The sequence below is a fragment of the Bradyrhizobium liaoningense genome (genome assembly GCF_018130825.1).
GTDB classification, from domain to species: domain Bacteria; phylum Pseudomonadota; class Alphaproteobacteria; order Rhizobiales; family Xanthobacteraceae; genus Bradyrhizobium; species Bradyrhizobium liaoningense_B.
In genome coordinates, this window is the sequence record NZ_JAFCJS010000001.1 from 37,056 (window position 1) to 56,035 (window position 18,980).

Here is an 18,980-nt window from a genome sequence, read left to right on the forward strand (position 1 = left end):
AGAGGTTGTCGCGGAACTGGCCTCGCCGCATCCCCAAAACAAAAATGCCCGCGCAAGGCGCGGGCATTTCGATTGGAGCGGTGCAGACGATCAGTTGCGGACCGTAATGCAGGAGATGTCGGCGCGCTTCAGGGCGCGGCAGACGGCTTCGGCCTGGTCGCGCTCGAGCCCGGCGAAGCGGGCGCGGTAGAGCTTGCGATTGTCCTTGGCGACGACCGGCTCGGTGAACGGATCGGCCTTGCTGAGCAGGCCGCGGGCCGAGTTGCGCGCAGCGTCGATGCGCTGCTGGGCTTCGTTCTCGCTCTCGAGCGCGCCGACCTGGACGATCCAGCCGCTGTGGACGGCCGGCTTGGTGGTGGCGCTCATCTGGATCGGCTGCGGCGCCGGATCGGCGGACGCAAGCTTCGGAGCGGCCGGGGCGGGCGCGGTCGCGGTTGAGGCCGGCAGCACGCCGAGGATACCGTTACCGGTGCCGAAGCCGGCCGGCTGGCGCGGCAGCTCGGTACGGGCGACGTCGGCCTTCGGCGCTTCGGGCTGGCTTTGGGGCTCGGGCTTGTTGATCAGATCGGCGCGGGCGACGACGGCGCCAGAAGTTTCCGCGACATCGGAGCGGGAGGCGATCGTGCTCGTGACTTGCGGTGCGACCGGAGCCGGGGCGGCAGAGGCGACCTTGACGGCGCCGGCCTTGACCTGAACGGTCTTGACCCGGACCGGCTTCATCGGTTCGGACGAGCCGGGGATGATCGAGAGCGGCTGGCTCGAGATCACGCCATTGGTGAGCGGGGCGGGCTCGATCTTGGATTCAGTCGGCCGAACCTCGGGCTTGCTGGCTTCCGGCTTGGGCGGAGCCGGCGGCACCGCGGCCGTCGCCGCGGCTAGCGTCGACAGGCGCGCAGCGAGACGCGACGGGGCGGCCTCGGGAGCAGGCGCGGCGGCCTGGACCTGCGGAGCGGGGCGGGCCGGCGTGTCCGAGGCGTCCGCGACCTCGGCAGAGGCGTCAGCGCCATTGCGTTCGGTGACTGCGGCGACGGTGTGAGTGGTCGCGCCCTTCTCGATGTTCTCCGCCAGCAGGTTGCGCATGATGGCGTCGCGCGAGCCGCCGCTGCGGCCGCCCAGCACCACGCCGATCAAATGGCGGTTGCCGCGGCGCATCGAGGTGACGAGGTTGAAGCCGGAGGCGCGGGTGTAGCCGGTCTTGATGCCGTCCACGCCTTCCACGCTGCCGAGCAGGTGATTGTGGTTGTGGATCGACTGGCCGCGCCAGTTGAACGTCGAGGTGGCAAAATAGCGATAGTAGCGCGGGAAGCGCTCCTGGACGGCGCGGCCGAGCGTGGCCTGGTCGCGCGCGGTCGTGACCTGCTCGTCGTTGGGAAGGCCGTTGGCATTGCGGTAGACCGTCCGGGACATGCCGAGCGAGCGCGCCTTTCGCGTCATCATCTGGGCGAAGTCGTCTTCATCTCCGGCGATCGCCTCCGCGATGACCACGGCGGCGTCGTTGGCGGAGCGGGTGACGAGACCCTTGATGGCGTCCTCGACCCGGATGGTCTGGCCGGCACGCAGGTTCAGCTTGGTCGGATCCTGGTCGGCGGCGTGCTGGGACACCGGCATCTCGGTGTCGAGCTTCATCTTGCCGGACTCGAGACGCTCGAACAGCAGATAGAGCGTCATGATCTTGGTGAGCGAGGCGGGGTGGCGGATACCGTCGGGGCTGTTCGACTGGAGCACCGCGCCGGAATTGCCGTCGACGATGATGGACGCGAATTTCGGGCTGGAGCTCTCGGACACATCGCGCTGCACCCGGTGGTGCGCGTAATGGCGCCGATGGCGCCGCGCCTCGGCAGCATCGGTGGTGAAGATGACTGCGGTGGTGACCGTAAGAAGCCCGAAAACGCCAACCCGCGCCAAGCGCGAGGAAGACAAGTTTTTACGAAGCATGGAACCCCGTCCCCGTTTCTGACTTGATCACCGGCCCGTGAGGCGAAATTGTGCCCATGGGGCCCGGGATCATTACCTGCTCAGGCTGTCCCTCCGCGGGTGTTCGCTGCGGGGGACGTTGGGCCTGAGCCGCTGTTCTGGCTAAGGTGATGTTCTCAAACGGCTTTGGCCGATTGCAGAAGCTGAACACGTCCAGGGAATCAGGGTAGGGGCCCGCGGTTTCCAAAAGCTTAAGGAACCCTTGCGGGAAACCCCGGGAATCTCCGCGATTTGCATCTAGTTTTTGTGCGTCGCACAAGATTCTTGACTTTATTGTGCGTTGCACTAATTATGGGCACAGTCAGGGAGCCGGGGCTTCCCGACGAGAGCCAGGGAAAAGGATTCCGAAATGTTCAAGGTTGAAGACTTTCAGAACTACGGGAAAGAGCACTTCGAGCAGTGCGTTGCCTCCGCGACCTCCGTGCAGCACGGCCTCCAGGCGATCGCCAGCGCCTATGGCGACTACACCAAGAAGTCGTTCGAAGACACCAAGTCCTTCGTCGAGAAGCTTTCCGGCGTGAAGTCGCTGGACAAGGCCATGGAAGCCCAGACCGACTTCGCCCGTTCCGCCTACGAGACCTTCGTCGCGGAATCGCAGAAGATCGCCGGCCTCTACAACGACCTCGCCAAGCAGGCGTTCAAGCCGGTCGAGACCATCGTGTCGAAGTTCACCCCGGCCGCCAACTAAGCTTTCCCGGATATCCTGGAAGTAAAAGCCCGGCTGCACAGCCGGGCTTTTTGTTTGTCGCGACGGGTTCGTCTCGGCGCACCAGCGTGTTCGGACGAACTTGATGGTGCTGCTCGCGCAAGATTAGCTGCCGGTGTTCACCTGCACGAAGATTATGATGCTCGCGGGTCCCGGCGTTTCACACAGCTTCTTCCTTGCCCGATTTTGCGCCACGCGATTCAAACGGCAGCTCGACTGGACCGTAGAAGTCCGGAGATGATCCCGCGCGAAACCGTCGCAGCTCAATGCCCGGCCGGTTCCTGATCAATATGTTCTAACCAGGCGGCGCGGAAATTTTTGTCAAACGGGTCCGGATTGATTAACCTCGGTCAGGATCGTCCGGATCGGGAATCGGGACCGTCGCGGCCGCATAGGCCGGACCTTTGCACGCTTGCGGCGAGCCGGGGGCGGGCCCATATTGTTGACGACCGATACGGCTTGGACCGGACCGGTTGGAAGCGGCGATCCAACGAGGCGGCGCGCCTGTGCGAAGCTCCGAAGGCTGGGCTTTGCGGCGGACCGTCATACGCTTCCGTGGGGAATTTGAACGCCTGAGCCATGCCGCAACTGTTGTCCAGACTCGACCTGTCCGCGGCTACCGCCGCCCTCGCTCCCCGGATGAGCAATGACGAGAACCGTTCGGGCAGTCCGACGGGTCCGAACACCTCTGTCATCACCAAGGTCAAGCCGAAGACCAAGCGACCGAACCTGTACCGCGTGCTGATCCTGAACGACGATTACACGCCGATGGAATTCGTCGTCCACGTGCTGGAGAAGTTCTTCCAGAAGGACGTCGAGGCGGCGACCAAGATCATGCTGCACGTTCACCATCACGGTATCGGGGAGTGCGGCGTGTTCACCTACGAGATTGCCGAGACCAAGGTGACGCAGGTGATGGACTTCGCCCGCAAGCACCAGCATCCGCTGCAATGCGTGATGGAAAAGAAGTAAGTCGCCTTACGGCGCGTCTTGAGGCCGGCTCTCGTATCTGTCGCAATGTGATTGTCGCGTGATACCTGCGCGCGACGTCTGTTGCGGCCGGCAGGATTTAGGGAATTCTGCACCGGCGCCGGTCCCGCCCAAATCGGAACGGGTTTTGCATTGAAAATAGCCCAGGTGGCTAGCTGCGGAGTCGCGGAACCGGTCTTTCGCCGCGATCTTGTATAACTATATGTGACAAAGGTTGTTGTTGCCTGACCGGGCGATCACGACCATGATGGTGGGGGCCATAGAGGACGCGAATGCCGACTTTTTCCCAAAGCCTTGAACAATCCCTGCATCGTGCGCTGGCGATCGCAAACGAGCGTCATCACCAATACGCGACGCTCGAGCATCTCTTGCTCTCTCTGATCGACGACTCCGATGCAGCCGCGGTCATGCGCGCCTGTAGCGTCGACCTCGACAAGCTCCGCACGAGCCTCGTCAATTATCTTGAGACTGAATTCGAGAACCTGGTGACGGATGGCGCCGATGACGCCAAGCCGACCGCCGGTTTCCAGCGCGTGATCCAGCGCGCGGTGATCCATGTGCAGTCGTCGGGTCGCGAAGAGGTGACCGGCGCCAACGTGTTGATCGCGATCTTCGCCGAACGCGAGAGTCATGCCGCTTACTTCCTGCAAGAGCAGGACATGACGCGCTATGACGCGGTCAACTACATCAGCCACGGCATCGCCAAGCGGCCGGGTGTCTCCGAAGCGCGCCCCGTGCGCGGCGTCGACGAGGAGACCGAGACCAAGGGCAGCGAGGACGCCAAGAAGAAGGGCGAGGCGCTCGAGACCTATTGCGTCAATCTCAACAAGAAGGCGCGCGACGGCAAGATCGACCCGGTGATCGGACGCAATTCCGAGATCAACCGCGCGATCCAGGTGCTGTGCCGCCGGCAGAAGAACAATCCGCTGTTCGTCGGTGAAGCCGGCGTCGGCAAGACCGCGATCGCCGAAGGCCTCGCCAAGCGCATCGTCGACAGCGAGGTGCCGGAAGTTCTGGCGGCCGCGACCGTGTTCTCGCTGGACATGGGCACGCTGCTTGCCGGCACGCGCTACCGCGGCGATTTCGAGGAGCGCTTGAAGCAGGTGCTGAAGGAGCTCGAGGCGCATCCCAACGCCATCCTGTTCATCGACGAGATCCACACCGTGATCGGTGCGGGCGCGACGTCGGGCGGAGCGATGGATGCCTCGAACCTGCTCAAGCCGGCGCTCGCCTCGGGCACGATCCGCTGCATGGGCTCGACCACCTACAAGGAATACCGCCAGCACTTCGAGAAGGACCGCGCGCTGGTGCGGCGCTTCCAGAAGATCGACATCAACGAGCCGACCGTCGAGGACGCGATCGCGATCCTCAAGGGCCTCAAGCCGTATTTCGAGGACTATCACCGGCTGAAGTACACCAATGAGGCGATCGAGGCTGCGGTGCAGCTCTCCTCGCGCTACATCCACGACCGCAAGCTGCCCGACAAGGCGATCGACGTGATCGACGAGTCCGGTGCGGCGCAGATGCTGGTCGCCGAGAACAAGCGCAAGAAGACCATCGGCATCAAGGAGATCGAGACCACGATCGCCTCGATGGCGCGGATCCCGCCGAAGAGCGTGTCGAAGGATGATGCCGAGGTGCTCAAGCATCTCGAGCAGACCCTGAAGCGCACCGTGTTCGGCCAGGACAAGGCGATCGAATCGCTCGCCGCCTCGATCAAGCTGGCGCGTGCCGGTTTGCGCGAGCCGGAGAAGCCGATCGGCTGCTACCTGTTCTCAGGGCCCACCGGCGTCGGCAAGACCGAGGTTGCCAAGCAGCTCGCGGCGACGCTCGGCGTCGAGCTGCTGCGCTTCGACATGTCAGAATATATGGAGCGGCACACCGTGTCGCGCCTGATCGGCGCGCCTCCCGGCTATGTCGGCTTCGACCAGGGCGGCCTGCTCACCGACGGCGTCGACCAGCATCCGCATTGCGTGGTGCTGCTCGACGAGATCGAGAAGGCGCATCCTGACCTCTACAACGTGCTGCTCCAGATCATGGATCACGGCCGGCTCACCGATCACAACGGCAAGCAGGTCAACTTCCGCAACGTGATCCTGATCATGACCACGAATGCGGGCGCAGCGGATCTCGCCAAGCAGGCGTTCGGCTTCACGCGCTCGAAGCGGGAAGGCGACGACCACGAGGCGATCAACCGGCAGTTCGCGCCGGAATTCCGCAACCGTCTCGATGCCATCGTCTCGTTCAGCCATCTCAGCGTCGAGGTGATCGGCACCGTCGTCGAGAAGTTCGTGCTTCAGCTCGAGGCGCAACTCGGCGACCGCGACGTCACCATCGAGCTGTCCGAGCCTGCCAAGGCCTGGCTGGTGCAGCACGGCTATGACGAGCAGATGGGCGCGCGGCCGATGGCCCGCGTGATCCAGGAGCACATCAAGAAGCCGCTGGCCGACGAGGTGCTGTTCGGCAAGCTCAAGGGCGGCGGCCACGTCCGCGTCGTTCTCGTCAAGGACGAGGCCGACGAGACCAAGGACAAGATCGGCTTCGAGTTCGTCGAGGGCCCGGTCACGCCGAAGCAGGAAAAGCTGCCCGGCACCCGCAAGCGTCCGCCGGGCAAGTCCAACAAGCCGGGCGGCCCCGGCGGCTCGAAGGGGCCGACCTCCAAGGGTCCGCTGGTCAAGGCTTGATTGGCATATGATGAAATCGAAAAGGCCGGCTGCGAAGCCGGCCTTTTTGTTTGCATCGCAATAAGTGCGCTGAACCTTCTGGCGGCAACTACTGTTGCTCCGTGGCCTGGGGCTGCACGTCAGTAGTATCTGGAGCGGCTGCCGCTGCCTTCGGCTTGGCCTTGGGTTTTTTCGAGGACTCCGCGACGGCCTTCTGCGGTGCTCCGTTGTCTTCTCCGCAGCGACGCTGCTCTGCAAGCGCGCCCAAATATTGCTGACGAGCCTGCAGTGCCTGTATCTCCGTGTCCGCTGTCCCTTGGAAGTCCATGCCGAACCAAAGTACGGGCACCACTAGGCCAGCAACACCTGCCGCGACGTTTTGGGCTACTTTTAATCCCTTGTCCGATGCAAGCTGCTGAACTTTGGCGTTGTTGGTCTGGACCTCGATGTTGATCGCGGCGCAGTCCATGTACCGATCTTGAGGCTGCACTACTGCAACCGGGGCCGGTGCACGACCTGCACAACCGGACGCAGTAGTCGCCACTGCGCAAAGCGCCACAACCTTAAAATAATTCATAAAGAATCCCCCAGCCTTGGTTGCAAAGAAGCGCAACCAGGGCGCGTGTGCAATACTCCTTGCGTGGCATCGTAAAACTACGGATTGCAGCCGGGCGGAGAGTTAATCCCCCTTCATCCGCTGCCCGTCCTGAATGCGGACATGCTCGGCGCCCCGCGCGCCCGTAGGTGCCAGGCGCAGCATGCTGAGCAGCGCGCCGCACAGGGCAAAGCCGACGCCGGCGAGCAGCGCGATCCTGGTGCCCTCCTGCGGGTAGCGGCTGAGGAACAGCGCGACCAGCGCGGCGCCGGCGGTCTGGCCGAGCAGGCGGGCGGTGCCCAGTATGCCGCTGGCGCCGACGGAGCGCTCACGCGGGGCGGCGGCGATCATGGTGCGGTTGTTCGGCGTCTGGAACAGACCGAAACCGAAGCCGGCGAGGGCCATGCGCCAGGCGATGTCGAAGGCGCCGGGCATTCCGGCAGCATCGCGAGCGAGGCGAGCCCGCGGCGCATCGGCGGCCTCGCGAAGGCCGCAGGATGTCACGGCCGACGCAAGCGGGCTTGATGCAGCTCAAGGCGGTCGCTACACCGCCGGCGGATTGCGGTCGGTGAAGGTCGTGCGCTGGTGCCAGTAGGGATAGGGCAGCGTCACCTTGCTGGCGGCGTCGAGCTTTGCGACCTGGTCCTTGGTGAGGGACCAGCCCACCGCGCCGAGATTTTCGCGCAGCTGCGTCTCGTTGCGCGCGCCGATGATCAGCGTCGAGACGGTGGGGCGCTGCAGCAGCCAGTTCAGCGCGATCTGCGACACGCTCTTGCCGGTCTCCTTTGCAACCTCGTCGATCGCGTCGACCACGCGATAGACGTGCTCGTCCGGCACGGGCGGGCCGAACTCGGCAGTCTTTGGCAGGCGGCTGACTTCCGGCTTCGGCTGGCCGCGCCGGATCTTGCCGGTGAGGCGTCCCCAACCAAGCGGCGACCAGACCACCGCGCCGAGACCCTGGTCGAGGCCGAGCGGCATCAGCTCCCATTCGTAGTCGCGCCCGATCAGCGAATAGTAGGTCTGGTTGGCGACGTAGCGCGGGAAGCCGTGCTTGTCGGCAACACCGAGCGACTTCATCAGATGCCAGCCCGAAAAATTCGAAACGCCGACATAACGGATCTTGCCGGCCCGCACGAGCACGTCGAGCGTTGAAAGCACTTCTTCGGGCGGCGTGAATGCATCGAAGCCATGGAGCTGGAACAGGTCGATGTAATCGGTGCCGAGCCGGCTCAGCGAACCGTCGATGGCCGCGAGCAGGTGCTGGCGCGACGAGCCGAGGTCGTTGGGACCGTCTCCGAAGCGGAAGGTTGCCTTGGTCGAGATCAGCACCTTGTCGCGGCGGCCCTTGATGGCCTCACCCAGAACGCGCTCGGACTCGCCGAGCGAATAGACGTTTGCGGTGTCGAACATCGACACGCCGGCCTCGAGGCAGATGTCGAGAAGGCGTCGCGCTTCGGTCGCGTCCGTCGTGCCCCACGCAGCGAGGCGGCCGACGCCGCCGAACGTGCCCGTTCCCAGGCTCAAAGCAGGCACCATGAGGCCGGACCGGCCCAAGCGTCGGTATTCCATCAATCTGCTCCTCGGCTGACCGCTGATTGATCGGTGCGGCCTTGGTGCCGAATGTTAGTGCAAGCACGCTCGTTGTCCTACGACGCGCTCACATACCGGCCTTGCTTCGGAACGGGCTAGTCGTGCCGGAGCATGTCATCGAATGCCGCATCGGCAATGCGCGAGCCGACTGGCTTCGTTGCGGCCCGAGCCTCGCTCCTTGCAACGGGTGAGGGAACGCAGGCGAGGTCACTATTGCGAGTCTGCTGCGGCAGCAGAGTCAAACCCCATCCCACCACGACCAGCATCGCAAGCCGGATCGCGATCATGCTCAGCAACAGCTCCGATCCGCTGATCGTCGTGTGAGTCCTCATGCGTGTCAGCCTGATGCACGCGGCGTGACTAGACAATCTGGAATTGGCGAGCGCTGCCTTCGTTCAGGGCGAAGGCTCGCGAAGATGGCTCAATGCCGCAATTGGCTTTGTCTGAAATCCCGCGGCGACATTCCAAAGTGCTCGCGGAAGACACGGCCGAAATGCGAGAGGTCGTTGAAACCCCAGGCAAACGCGATCTCGCTGATGTGACGGTGGGCCAGCACGGGCGAAGCGAGGTCACGCCGGCATTGGGCGAGGCGCTCCGCAAGCACGTAGCGCTGAAACGAGGTGTCCTCGTCGGCGAGGAGATCGTTCACGTAGCGCGGCGAGATGCCGAGCGCAGCTGCGGTCTCCGCCAGCGACAGATCGGGATCGGCGAGATGCGCGCGAATGTGCGCCTTGAGCCGGTAGAGCAGGGCGGAGCGATGGGTCGAGGATGGCAGCGAGGTCTTGCCGAGCCGTTCGCTCAGCGCCATCGCCAGGAGATCGACGGCTTGCTCCGACAGGGCGGCCGCATTGTTCGGCGCGAGCCGGTCCGCGCTCTGGCAGAGCCTGAAGATGAAGTCGTAGGCGAGCCGCTCGAGCGGTGCGTCTGCGCCGAACGAGATCGCGGTGAGCGTCTCGGTGCCGCCGAGCCGCCGCTGCAGCATCTCGCGGGGCACTTTGAAGATGGTCTGGGTAAAACTGTCGTTGAATTTCAGCTCGTAGGGCCGCGTGGTGTCATAGAGCGCGAACTCGCCGGGATGGATCACGGTCTCGCGCCCATCCTGGATCACGCCGCCGTCGCCGCGATTGCCGAGCGCGACCAGCACAAAATCCTGGTCCGAGCGCGCGATGCGCGAGGGCGTGCGGAATACGTGCTGGCGGTCGGAACAGACGTCGGAGCACACGGCTTTGCCTAGCGAGGCTTGCGTCACCGAGCCATGGAAGGCACTGCCGAGGTCGGACTTGCAGTCCAGCCCGACGAAGACGTCGCAGACGATGTCCTGCCAGAGGGCGAGCCGCCGGTAGCCGGGGCTGCCGTCCGTCGTGAACTGGATTGGCATTTTGGACAGCCTCCCTTTCACATCCCGCAAAACTGCAAATCGGCCAAATCCAGCCTGACCGCAGGCAAATCCCATACCGGGGCGGCGATCCAGTCCGGTCGAGTTTTTGTGCCGCCATGGTCGAGCGCCCGGTCGCCGGGCTCGGCCAAATAGACTGCATCGGACGAGGTCCGCGATCAACCGGCAATGGAGGCGGCCATGGGCATCGAACATCCCAGATACAAGGTGGCGGTGGTGCAGGCGGCCCCTGCCTGGCTCGACCTCGACGCCTCGATCGACAAGTCGATCGCGCTGATCAAGGAGGCAGCCGAGAAGGGCGCCAAGCTGATCGCCTTCCCGGAGGCCTTCATCCCCGGCTACCCCTGGCACATCTGGATGGACTCGCCGGCCTGGGCGATCGGCCGTGGCTTCGTGCAGCGCTATTTCGACAATTCGCTGTCTTACGACAGCCCGCAGGCCGAGCGTCTGCGCGAGGCCGTGCGCAAGGCGAAGCTGACGGCGGTGATCGGCCTCTCCGAACGCGACGGCGGCAGCCTATACCTGGCGCAATGGCTGATCGGCGCCGATGGCGAAACCATCGCCAAGCGCCGCAAGCTGCGTCCGACCCATGCCGAGCGCACCGTCTATGGCGAGGGCGACGGCAGCGATCTCGCCGTGCACGCGAGGCCCGATATCGGCCGCCTCGGTGCGCTGTGCTGCTGGGAGCATCTCCAGCCGCTGTCGAAATACGCGATGTACGCCCAGAACGAGCAGGTGCATGTCGCGGCCTGGCCGAGCTTCTCGCTGTACGATCCCTTCGCGCCGGCGCTCGGCGCGGAGGTCAACAACGCCGCCTCGCGCGTCTATGCGGTCGAGGGCTCATGCTTCGTGCTCGCGCCTTGCGCGACGGTGTCGCAGGCGATGATCGACGAGCTCTGCGACCGGCCGGACAAGCACGCGCTGCTCCATGCCGGCGGCGGCTTTGCCGCGATCTACGGCCCCGACGGCAGCCAGATCGGCGACAAGCTGGCGCCGGACCAGGAGGGGCTGCTGATTGCCGAGATCGACCTCGGCGCCATCGGCGTCGCCAAGAACGCGGCCGATCCCGCCGGGCATTATTCGCGGCCCGACGTGACGCGGCTGCTGCTCAACAAGAAGCGATACCAGCGCGTCGAGCAGTTCGCGCTGCCGGTGGACACCGTCGGGCCCACGGATATTGCCGCGGCTGCAAGCTGATCACTGAATGGAAGTTTCGTAGACTAACATACGACTCATTCATCCCACCAAGGCTTGGATAGGAGTGTGTCCGTCTTAGAAGTGGAGGCGTACCCGCCTGGGACGGCCTCCACGTAGCCAAGGCCTTTCATGGCTATGAACGACGCCATCTCTTCTTCGCAAATTGAAAAAGTTGGCACTCCATTGACGAAGAACAGTGTCGACTGATCAAGGTGCATTCGGCTAAATTCTGATCTTAGTTCAATGTAAAGCCACACCAGACTGTCCAACGTTGGACCGTTTGCAGCATGTTCTTTGGCGAGGGCGGGAACGTCGTCAACATTGCAGTCGAATTTGAAAAATACGCCGAGTCCTTTGTTGTCCTTATCCAAGGACTTGAGGATCTTGAGATTCCACAAGAAGATTGCGCTTCGTTCCAGCAGCGACGTGTGCCATGTGAAAACGTAAGGCGGCTGCAGGTTCGACTCGTTTACGGTTGGAAGTTCGTCTGACGTTTCGAATTGGCGCACTGTCAACGTCAGAGCGTGAACCAGCTTGGCGTAAGCGTCCAATTCAAGTTCGGTCACGACATGCCCACGCAATGGCCGAGCAGCTCCGGATGCGCGGCGCAGATGTGATGCGCGCCGGCGTCCCGCAGCTCGGCCTCGCTGCCATAGCCGTAGAGCACGCCGATCGCTGTCATGCCATTGGTGCGGGCGCCGACCACGTCATGGCTGCGGTCGCCGATCATGATGGCGCTGGCGGGATCGACCTTGGCCTCGTCGAGCGCGTAGCGCAGCAGGTCGCGCTTGTCGACGCGGGTGCCGTCGAGCTCGGAGCCGAACACGCGCTCGAAATAAGGCTTCAGGCCGAAATGATCGACGATGCGGGTGGCGTAGACCGCGGGCTTGCTGGTGGCCACGAACATGCGCGGCGTCGTCTCGGCGAGCGTTGTCAGCGTGTCCACGATGCCGGCATAGGCCTCGTTCTCGAACAGGCCGATATCTGAGAAGCGTTCGCGATAGAGCAGTAGCGCCCGGTCGGCGAGCTCGTCGCTTCCCGTGAGCTTCTTCAGGCTGGCAAGTAGCGGCGGCCCGATGCACCAGGTCAGCTCGTCCTCGCTCGGCACCGCCACGTTCAGCCGCTCCAGCGCATACTGGATCGAGCGGGTGATCCCGGGCTTCGGGTTGGTCAGCGTGCCGTCGAGGTCAAAATAGATTGTGGCCATCAGGGCGGAACCCGCGTTGAGACTGCCGCCCGTTGCTAGTCGGATCAGGCGTCAAGTCAAGGCCCGTCGCGTCATTGCTGCCGGGCCCATGCGACGATCGCTGCGGCGTCCGGGCCGGCCTGGACCTCCCAGGCGGCGATCGTACTGGTCGCGGCGTTGCGGAGCACTGCGACGAGGGACGGCGGCGCCGGCTCGGCGATGGTGACACCGTTGTCGCGCATGCGCGCATAATTCTCGGCGGTACGATGGGCGAGCAGCGCGAACTGGCTCTGCTCGGTCTCGGCTGCAGCCGCCATCACTTCGCGCTGCATCGGTTCGGACAGCGCAGCAAAGGCCTCGCTGCGGACGAAGGCGATCGAGATCGGCATCGCATAATTGATGGCCGTGAAATGCGGCAGGAAGTCCCAGAGCTTGCGTCCTGCGCCGCCATCGCCGGAGGTGAGGAATGCGTTCAGCTGGTGCTCCTTCAGCCCGGCAAGCGCCTTGTCCATCGGCAGGAACTGCGCGTTGGCTCCGGCGGTCCGCATCACCGCGCTCGAATTGGCGTCGTAGGCGCGCAAATTCAGCTTCGGCAGATCGTCGGCGCCTGCGAGCGCATGATCGGACCAGAGGCCGGTCGCCGGCCAGATCGTCAGATAGAGCAGCTTCAGGCCGCGGGCGGCGAACGCCTTCTCGTAGAGCGGGCGCGCCCGCGCACTGGTGGCGCGGGCGACGTCGACCGATTGCACCAGGAAGGGCAGGGTGGAGAGGCCGAGCACCGGGTCGAGGCCGGACAGCGCGCCGGCAAAGGCATCGCCGCCGGCGATGCGGCCATCCAGCGCCGCGCGCGGCATCTCGCCCGAATTGATCTTGAGCTCGTTGTCGAAGGCGCCCGTCACGGTCACGAAACCGTTTGTGCGCGCCGCGACGCGATCGGCGAAAGTGGTGAGGCCGATCCCGGAAATGTTGTTTTGCGGGTATTCCGTGGTCATCCGCCAGCTGACCTGCGCCAGGGCCGGCGCGGCGGACAGGACGAGGGCGGCGAGGGCCAGGATCGCGCGGATCCGTCTGGCGGGGGAACGCATTGGGAGAAGCAGGTCAGGCAGCATATATTGGCAACTCGTCGAACCATGGCACGATGCCACATGGCAGAACAACTTGTCGCATGCCGCGCCGGCACGCGCCACAGCGATGCTTGGGCAGCGTTGGCGCGAATTGCAGCACTTGCCGTTGTCGCACTGGTCGCGTCGGCGACGCAGGCTGCAGCATGGGACAGCTCGCCCGCGAAAACTGATATCGCCGTCCCCAGCGTCGAGGAGCTTGCGATGCCGCCGCAGAAGCCGGCGGCTGGGCGCGAGAGCGACACGCGGGAGTCGATCTGCCTGATCGTCGAGGCTGCTGCGCGCGATGCCAATCTGCCGCTGGAATTCTTCGCCCGCGTGATCTGGCAGGAAAGCCGCTTCCAGGCCGATGCGGTGGGGCCGATGACGCGCAGCGGCGAGCACGCGCAGGGCATCGCGCAGTTCATGCCGGGGACTGCAAGCGAGCGCGGGCTGCTCAATCCTTTCAACCCGGTGCAGGCGCTACCGAAGTCGGCCGAATTCCTGAACGAGCTGCGCAACCAGTTCGGCAATCTCGGCCTTGCCGCAGCCGCCTACAACGCCGGCCCGCGCCGCGTGCAGGAGTGGCTTGCCGGCACCGGGCCGATGCCGGAGCAGACCCGCAACTACGTCTACGCTATCACAGGCACGAGCGTTGACGCCTGGGCCAAGGCGGGCAGCACCGGCAAGGGCCCGCCGAGTTCGCCGCCGACGAGCTGCCGCGACCTCATGGCCCTGTTGAAGCGCGCGCCAAATCCGTTCGTCGCCGAGCTCGAGCAGCATGTCGAGCTTGCCGCGGCAAAGATCTGGGGCGTGCAGCTCGCCGCCGGCTTCGACCGCAACAGGGCGCTGGCGATGTATTCCCGCGCGGTCACGCGACTGAGCGCGGTGATCGGCGAGCGCGATCCGAGCCTGCTGAGCTCGGTGATGCGCAGCCGTGGCACGCGTGCGTTCTACCAGGTGCGCATCGGGGCCGATACGCGAGCCGAGGCGGATGATCTGTGCAACCGCATCCGCAAGGCCGGCGGCGCCTGCTTCGTACTAAGGAATCGGGGTGTGGCGGGGTAGGAGGCGTCTCTCGTGCGCATGCCAGCCCCGCCGCGCGCTTCCTTGACGCGAGGCGCCGCATTGCCCGTTATGCAGCCACGATTCCGCAACCTCGGCCAACACTCCCGTGGCGCTCCCTCCGCTCGATTCACCTCAATGGCAAAGTCCGTGGCGCGCCTTTGCGTGGGGGCTGCGCTCGATCACGCAGACGATCCTCACCATCGTGCTGTTCGTGACCTATCTCGGCATCGGCGCGCTCGCCCATGACACCCATTTCAGCCTGCTCTGGGCGCTGTGCTCGACGCTGTTCGTCTGGGCAGGTCCGGCGCAGATCATCCTGATCACCACGCTCGGCTCGGGCGCCACGATCATCCAGTCGGCGATCGCGGTGACGGTCAGCGCTATCCGGCTGTTTCCGATGGTGGTCTCGGTGCTGCCGCTGATGCGCACGCCGACGACGAAACGGCGCGAGCTTATCTTCGCCGCGCACCTCACGGCGGTGACGCTGTGGGTCGAATGCCACCGCTTCCTGCCGCAGGTGCCGCGCGAGCGGCGCATCGCCTTCGTGCATGGGCTCGGCTGCGGCCTGGTCTCGGTGTGCCTCACCGCCAACACGGTCGGATATCTCCTCGCCGCCAACCTGACGCAGACGCTTGGCGCGGCGATCCTGCTGCTGACGCCGCTGTCGTTCCTGTTCTCGACCGCGCGCAACAGCCGCGAGGTCGCCGACGTCGTCGCGCTGACGCTCGGAATATTGCTTTATCCGCTGGCGGCCAAGATGAACTCGGGTCTCGACATCCTCGTGAGCGGCGTGGTGGCCGGCACGATCGCCTATGGCGTGCATTGGTGGCGGGAGGTGCCCGCATGAGCCTTGCGCAACTCATCGGCGACTGGCATGCGCTGGCCGTCCTGTTCGTCGCCGGCGTTGTTCCCAACCAGATCTGGCGCATGCTGGGCCTGTGGTTCGGCGGCGGCATCGACGAGGGCTCCGAGCTGCTGGTCTGGGTGAGGGCGGTTGCCACCGCGATCCTGGCCGGCGTCATCGCCCAGATCGTGGTCGAGCCGCCCGGGGCGCTTGCGAGCGTACCTGATGTCCTGCGCTATGGCGCGGTGGCGGCCGGTCTCGTCGTCTTTCTGCTGACCCGCCGCTCGATCTTCGCCGGCGTCGTCACCGGCGAAGTCTTCATGCTGGCCGGCAAGTGGTGGTTGGGCTAAAACCACCGGCGAACAGCCAAGGAACAGGAATTATGGTTCGCGAAAACGAGCTCCGCGAAGGCGAGGTCGCCATCGAGCTGCCATCCACCGAGGATGCCGGCCTCGTCTTCATCGGCCGCATCCGCACGCCCTGGACCTCGCGGCTGGAAACGCCGCGACAGGGGCGCCAGGACGGCCCGATCTGCCGCCTCGAGATCTTCGAGCCGTTCGTGCCGGCCATCAAGGGCGTCGATTTCTACAGCAATCTCGAAGTGCTGTACTGGCTCGACAAGTCGCGCCGCGACATCATCCTGCAGAGCCCGAAGAACAACGAGAAGACCCGCGGCACGTTTTCGCTGCGCTCGCCGGTGCGGCCCAATCCGATCGGCACCTCGATCGTCAAGCTGGTTGGCATCGAGGGCAATGCCATTCTGGTGCGCGGCCTCGATTGCATCGACAACACGCCGCTGATCGACATCAAGCCCGATCGCTGCGAGTTCACCCCGCTGGCCGCGCCGCAGAAGGGCGATTTCGAGACGGAGTGAGGGGCCGGGATCGTAGCCCGCATGGAGCGCAGCGGAATGCGGGGAAAGTCCCGGATTGCGCTTCGCTCCATCCGGGCTACGGATCTCAGCCCGCCTTCAACACCGCGATCAGCTTGGTCGCGTTCTCCTCCAGCACCTTAACGTCTTCCTTGCGGCTCGCGGGCGGCAGCATCGCAACGCCGTCGTGGCGCGGCATCACGTGCATGTGGAGGTGGAACACCACCTGTCCGCCGGCGGGCTCGTTGAATTGCTGCACCGTGATGCCATCGGCGTTGAACGCCTTCATCGCAGCGGCGGCGATCCTGTGCGCGCCGCGGGCGACATGGGCGTAGTCGTCCGGCTTGATGTCGAGGATGTTGCGGGCAGGGGCCTTCGGGATCACCAGCGTGTGGCCGGGCACGCGCGGCATGATGTCGAGGAAAGCGAAGACGTGCTCGTCCTCATAGACCTTGTGGCAGGGAAACTCGCCGCGCAGGATCTTTGCGAAGATGTTGTTGGTGTCGTAGGCGGTCATGGCGGCGGCTCCCGAGAATTTCAAGCTTGGAATTTTCCGCTTACTGTCACCAGCGACGGCGAGGCGTCAAGGCGCCTCGTCGATGCCTTTGCGGAATGGGCCGAGCTCGGCAAGCTCGCGGCCGGCCTCGGCGACATAGGCGCGCTCGCGCTTGAGGTAATCGTCGATGGCACGGCGTAGGCCGGGATCGGCGATGAAGTGAGCGGAATGGGTCGTGCGCGGCAGGTAGCCGCGCGCGATCTTGTGCTCGCCCTGCGCGCCGGCCTCGACATGGGTGAGGCCGCGCTTGATGGCGAAATCGATCGCCTGATAGTAGCAGACCTCGAAATGCAGGAAGGGATGATGCTCGACCGCGCCCCAGTTGCGGCCGAACAGCGTGTCGGAGCCGATGAAGTTGATCGCGCCCGCAATCCAGCGGCCGTTGCGGCGGGCCATCACCAGCAGCACGTCTTCGCTCATCGTCTCGCCGATCAGCGAGAAGAACTCGCGCGTGAGATAGGGCCGGCCCCATTTGCGCGAGCCGGTCTCCATGTAGAATTCGAAGAAGGCGTCCCAGGCGCCCTCAGTGATGTCCTTGCCGGTCAGCCAGTGGATCGTGATCCCGGCCGCCAGCGCGTCGCGCCGCTCGCGCTTGATCGACTTGCGATGGCGCGAGTTCATCGTTGCGAGGAAGTCGTCGAAGCTCGCAAAACCCTGGTTGTGCCAGTGGAACTGCTGGTCGGTGCGCTGGAGGAAGCCGTGCTCGGCGAGCAGCTTCCATTCGTCCTCGCGCGCGAAGGTGACGTGCACGGACGAGGCTTTGCTGACGCCGCAGAGCGCCATCAGCCCGCTCGCCAGCGCCTCCCTGATCTGGTCGCGGTCGACGCCGTCGCGGACCAGCAGGCGCGGTCCCGTTGCGGGGGTGAAGGGAACCGAAACCTGAAGCTTCGGATAGTAGCGTCCGCCGGCGCGCTCATAGGCATCCGCCCAGCCCCGGTCGAAGACGTACTCGCCCTGGCTGTGCGATTTCAGATAGCAGGGCACGACGCCGGCGACGCGGCCATCGAGCTTGGCGACGAGGTGCCGCGGCCCCCAGCCGGTGCGGATCGTGGCCGAACCCGATTTCTCGACCGCGGAGAGAAAGGCGTGCGAGACGAACGGGTTATAGGCGGGTCTTGAGAGGCCGAGGGAATCGCCTGGAAGGGCGGATGAGGTTCCCGCGCCATGCCCGTTGCAAGCCCTTTCGTTAAGAGCCTTTTCGTTAAGAGCCTTGCTGGGATTGGCGCAAGCGTCCCAATCCGCGGGCGAGACTTCGCCAATGGACGGTACGGCCTCGAGCGTAATGTCGGATGATGCCATTGCGCCCAAGATCGTGCATTGCAGCAGCGACTTCAAGGGGGCGGGGGAACACAGCTCTCGTGCCCCGGACGCGGCGCAGCACGTAGTGGTGCGCTGCTGAGCCGGGGCCCATCTCTCCGAGTAGCGTGCTGCCTGCTGGGTCCCGCTCTGCGCAGCAACGCTACGCGTCGCAGCGCGTCCGGGACACGGGAGCGCCTATGGCACAAACCCCTCGAAGATCATCTGATCCGCATATTGCTTGACCCGCGTCCGCTGCTCGCCCGTGCGCACGGTCCAGCCGAGCAGGGCGCAGCCGAAGATGTTGCGGGCGATCCAGGGGGCGGGGGCCGGCAGGTGGTCGACCTTGAAGGCGACGAAGTGCGGCTGGGTCTGCAAGCCATGGCGCAGGTACAGCATGCTGTCGCGCTGCTCCTTCGTCAGGTAGGCCCAGTACTCGTCCTCATAGCTCCGCTGCGCGACGATGCCGCGCGGGCGAGCGGGCAACAGCTCGCGCAGCGCCAGCACCTGGTCGGGGTCGAAGGACATGCCGACGGCAGGGCCGTCATAGGATGCCAGCACCTCAGCCATCCGCTTGACCAGCTTGCGGTCGCCGCCAAAACGGCTCTTCACCTCGATCACCAGGGGCACGCGGCCGGCGACCATGGCGCAGAGGTCGGAGAGCGACATCATCCGCTCGTCGGTGTCCTTGAACCTGACGGCTTTCAGCTCGGCCGCAGTCTTCTCGATCACCTCGCCGGTGGCCTCGGTGAGGCGGCCGAGCGCATGGTCGTGGTGCACCATGGCCTCGCCGTCGGACGAGAGCTGGATGTCGACCTCGATCGAGAAATTGCCGGCGATCGCAGCCTGCACCGCGCCCGGCATGTTCTCGACGATGCCGCGGGAGATGTCGTGCAGGCCGCGATGGGCGACCGGCCGGGCTGTCAGCCAATCCGGAGCGCGCATGCG

Annotated in this window: 19 protein-coding genes and 1 pseudogene; 8 read left to right on the top strand and 12 right to left on the bottom strand. The window is 64.9% G+C overall.

The genetic code is table 11. From position 1 onward, the window contains the following. Positions 1–90 precede the first annotated feature (90 nt). Positions 91–1,935: a D-alanyl-D-alanine carboxypeptidase gene (locus JQ603_RS00210; RefSeq protein ID WP_212335802.1), complete on the bottom strand. Its 1,845-nt coding sequence runs from the start codon at positions 1,933–1,935 to the stop codon at positions 91–93. Between the two features lie 388 nt (positions 1,936–2,323). On the opposite strand from JQ603_RS00210, the gene JQ603_RS00215 reads away from it, so the two are divergent. The 3 genes from JQ603_RS00215 (at position 2,324) to clpA (ending at position 6,354) form a co-directional block, all read left to right on the top strand. Continuing rightward, positions 2,324–2,662: a phasin family protein gene (locus JQ603_RS00215; RefSeq protein WP_018647402.1), complete on the top strand. Its 339-nt coding sequence runs from the start codon at positions 2,324–2,326 to the stop codon at positions 2,660–2,662. Between the two features lie 657 nt (positions 2,663–3,319). Continuing rightward, complete coding sequence (gene clpS, locus JQ603_RS00220; RefSeq protein ID WP_027548135.1) at positions 3,320–3,652, top strand: ATP-dependent Clp protease adapter ClpS; 333 nt, start codon at positions 3,320–3,322, stop codon at positions 3,650–3,652. A 290-nt stretch (positions 3,653–3,942) separates the two neighbouring features. Further along, positions 3,943–6,354: an ATP-dependent Clp protease ATP-binding subunit ClpA gene (gene clpA, locus JQ603_RS00225; protein ID WP_212335803.1), complete on the top strand. Its 2,412-nt coding sequence runs from the start codon at positions 3,943–3,945 to the stop codon at positions 6,352–6,354. Between the two features lie 88 nt (positions 6,355–6,442). On the opposite strand, the gene JQ603_RS00230 is transcribed toward clpA, so the two are convergent. The 5 genes and pseudogenes from JQ603_RS00230 to JQ603_RS00250 all read right to left on the bottom strand — a co-directional run bounded on the left by JQ603_RS00230 (position 6,443) and on the right by JQ603_RS00250 (position 9,896). After that, positions 6,443–6,802 carry a hypothetical protein gene (locus JQ603_RS00230; RefSeq protein WP_212335804.1) on the bottom strand — a complete coding sequence of 120 codons (360 nt, stop codon included), beginning with the start codon at positions 6,800–6,802 and terminating at the stop codon, positions 6,443–6,445. Positions 6,803–7,012: 210 nt separating this feature from the next. Next, positions 7,013–7,392, bottom strand: a pseudogene (locus JQ603_RS00235) (MFS transporter); the annotation flags it as partial. 79 nt (positions 7,393–7,471) lie between these two features. After that, positions 7,472–8,497: an aldo/keto reductase gene (locus JQ603_RS00240; protein ID WP_212335805.1), complete on the bottom strand. Its 1,026-nt coding sequence runs from the start codon at positions 8,495–8,497 to the stop codon at positions 7,472–7,474. A gap of 116 nt (positions 8,498–8,613) precedes the next feature. Beyond that, the gene (locus JQ603_RS00245; RefSeq protein WP_245003423.1) at positions 8,614–8,805 is read right to left on the bottom strand and encodes a hypothetical protein; all 192 of its coding nucleotides are present in this window, start codon (positions 8,803–8,805) and stop codon (positions 8,614–8,616) included. A 134-nt stretch (positions 8,806–8,939) separates the two neighbouring features. Then, complete coding sequence (locus JQ603_RS00250) at positions 8,940–9,896, bottom strand: helix-turn-helix domain-containing protein (protein WP_212335807.1); 957 nt, start codon at positions 9,894–9,896, stop codon at positions 8,940–8,942. Positions 9,897–10,094: 198 nt separating this feature from the next. Here JQ603_RS00250 and JQ603_RS00255 point away from each other — a divergent pair, with 198 nt between their 5' ends. Next, positions 10,095–11,111, top strand: a complete 1,017-nt coding sequence (locus tag JQ603_RS00255) for a carbon-nitrogen hydrolase family protein (RefSeq protein ID WP_212335808.1) — start codon at positions 10,095–10,097, stop codon at positions 11,109–11,111. 35 nt (positions 11,112–11,146) lie between these two features. On the opposite strand, the gene JQ603_RS00260 is transcribed toward JQ603_RS00255, so the two are convergent. The 3 genes from JQ603_RS00260 to JQ603_RS00270 all read right to left on the bottom strand — a co-directional run bounded on the left by JQ603_RS00260 (position 11,147) and on the right by JQ603_RS00270 (position 13,406). Then, positions 11,147–11,677, bottom strand: a complete 531-nt coding sequence (locus JQ603_RS00260) for a hypothetical protein (protein WP_212335809.1) — start codon at positions 11,675–11,677, stop codon at positions 11,147–11,149. Further along, positions 11,674–12,318 carry an HAD family hydrolase gene (locus JQ603_RS00265; protein WP_212335810.1) on the bottom strand — a complete coding sequence of 215 codons (645 nt, stop codon included), beginning with the start codon at positions 12,316–12,318 and terminating at the stop codon, positions 11,674–11,676. The genes JQ603_RS00260 and JQ603_RS00265 overlap by 4 nt, the downstream gene beginning before the upstream one ends. 71 nt (positions 12,319–12,389) lie before the next feature. Continuing rightward, positions 12,390–13,406 carry a TRAP transporter substrate-binding protein gene (locus JQ603_RS00270; RefSeq protein ID WP_212335811.1) on the bottom strand — a complete coding sequence of 339 codons (1,017 nt, stop codon included), beginning with the start codon at positions 13,404–13,406 and terminating at the stop codon, positions 12,390–12,392. A gap of 36 nt (positions 13,407–13,442) precedes the next feature. Between JQ603_RS00270 and JQ603_RS00275 the strand changes: the two genes are divergently transcribed. The 4 genes from JQ603_RS00275 (at position 13,443) to tsaA (ending at position 16,183) form a co-directional block, all read left to right on the top strand. After that, a complete protein-coding gene (locus JQ603_RS00275; RefSeq protein WP_245003332.1) occupies positions 13,443–14,465 on the top strand; it encodes a lytic transglycosylase domain-containing protein in 1,023 nt (340 codons plus the stop codon). Positions 14,466–14,571: 106 nt separating this feature from the next. Further along, positions 14,572–15,312, top strand: coding sequence for an AzlC family ABC transporter permease (locus JQ603_RS00280; protein WP_212335812.1), 741 nt, complete (start codon positions 14,572–14,574; stop codon positions 15,310–15,312). Continuing rightward, the gene (locus JQ603_RS00285; protein ID WP_212335813.1) at positions 15,309–15,659 is read left to right on the top strand and encodes an AzlD domain-containing protein; all 351 of its coding nucleotides are present in this window, start codon (positions 15,309–15,311) and stop codon (positions 15,657–15,659) included. Before JQ603_RS00280 ends, JQ603_RS00285 begins: the two co-directional genes overlap by 4 nt. Positions 15,660–15,691: 32 nt before the next feature. Further along, positions 15,692–16,183, top strand: a complete 492-nt coding sequence (gene tsaA, locus JQ603_RS00290; RefSeq protein WP_212335814.1) for a tRNA (N6-threonylcarbamoyladenosine(37)-N6)-methyltransferase TrmO — start codon at positions 15,692–15,694, stop codon at positions 16,181–16,183. An 85-nt stretch (positions 16,184–16,268) separates the two neighbouring features. On the opposite strand, the gene JQ603_RS00295 is transcribed toward tsaA, so the two are convergent. The 3 genes from JQ603_RS00295 to JQ603_RS00305 form a co-directional block, all read right to left on the bottom strand. Further along, positions 16,269–16,697 carry an HIT family protein gene (locus tag JQ603_RS00295; RefSeq protein ID WP_212335815.1) on the bottom strand — a complete coding sequence of 143 codons (429 nt, stop codon included), beginning with the start codon at positions 16,695–16,697 and terminating at the stop codon, positions 16,269–16,271. Between the two features lie 66 nt (positions 16,698–16,763). Continuing rightward, positions 16,764–18,035, bottom strand: a complete 1,272-nt coding sequence (locus JQ603_RS00300) for a GNAT family N-acetyltransferase (protein WP_212335816.1) — start codon at positions 18,033–18,035, stop codon at positions 16,764–16,766. A 195-nt stretch (positions 18,036–18,230) separates the two neighbouring features. Beyond that, the gene (locus JQ603_RS00305) at positions 18,231–18,977 is read right to left on the bottom strand and encodes a glycerophosphodiester phosphodiesterase (protein WP_212335817.1); all 747 of its coding nucleotides are present in this window, start codon (positions 18,975–18,977) and stop codon (positions 18,231–18,233) included. Between the last annotated feature and the right edge of the window lie 3 nt (positions 18,978–18,980).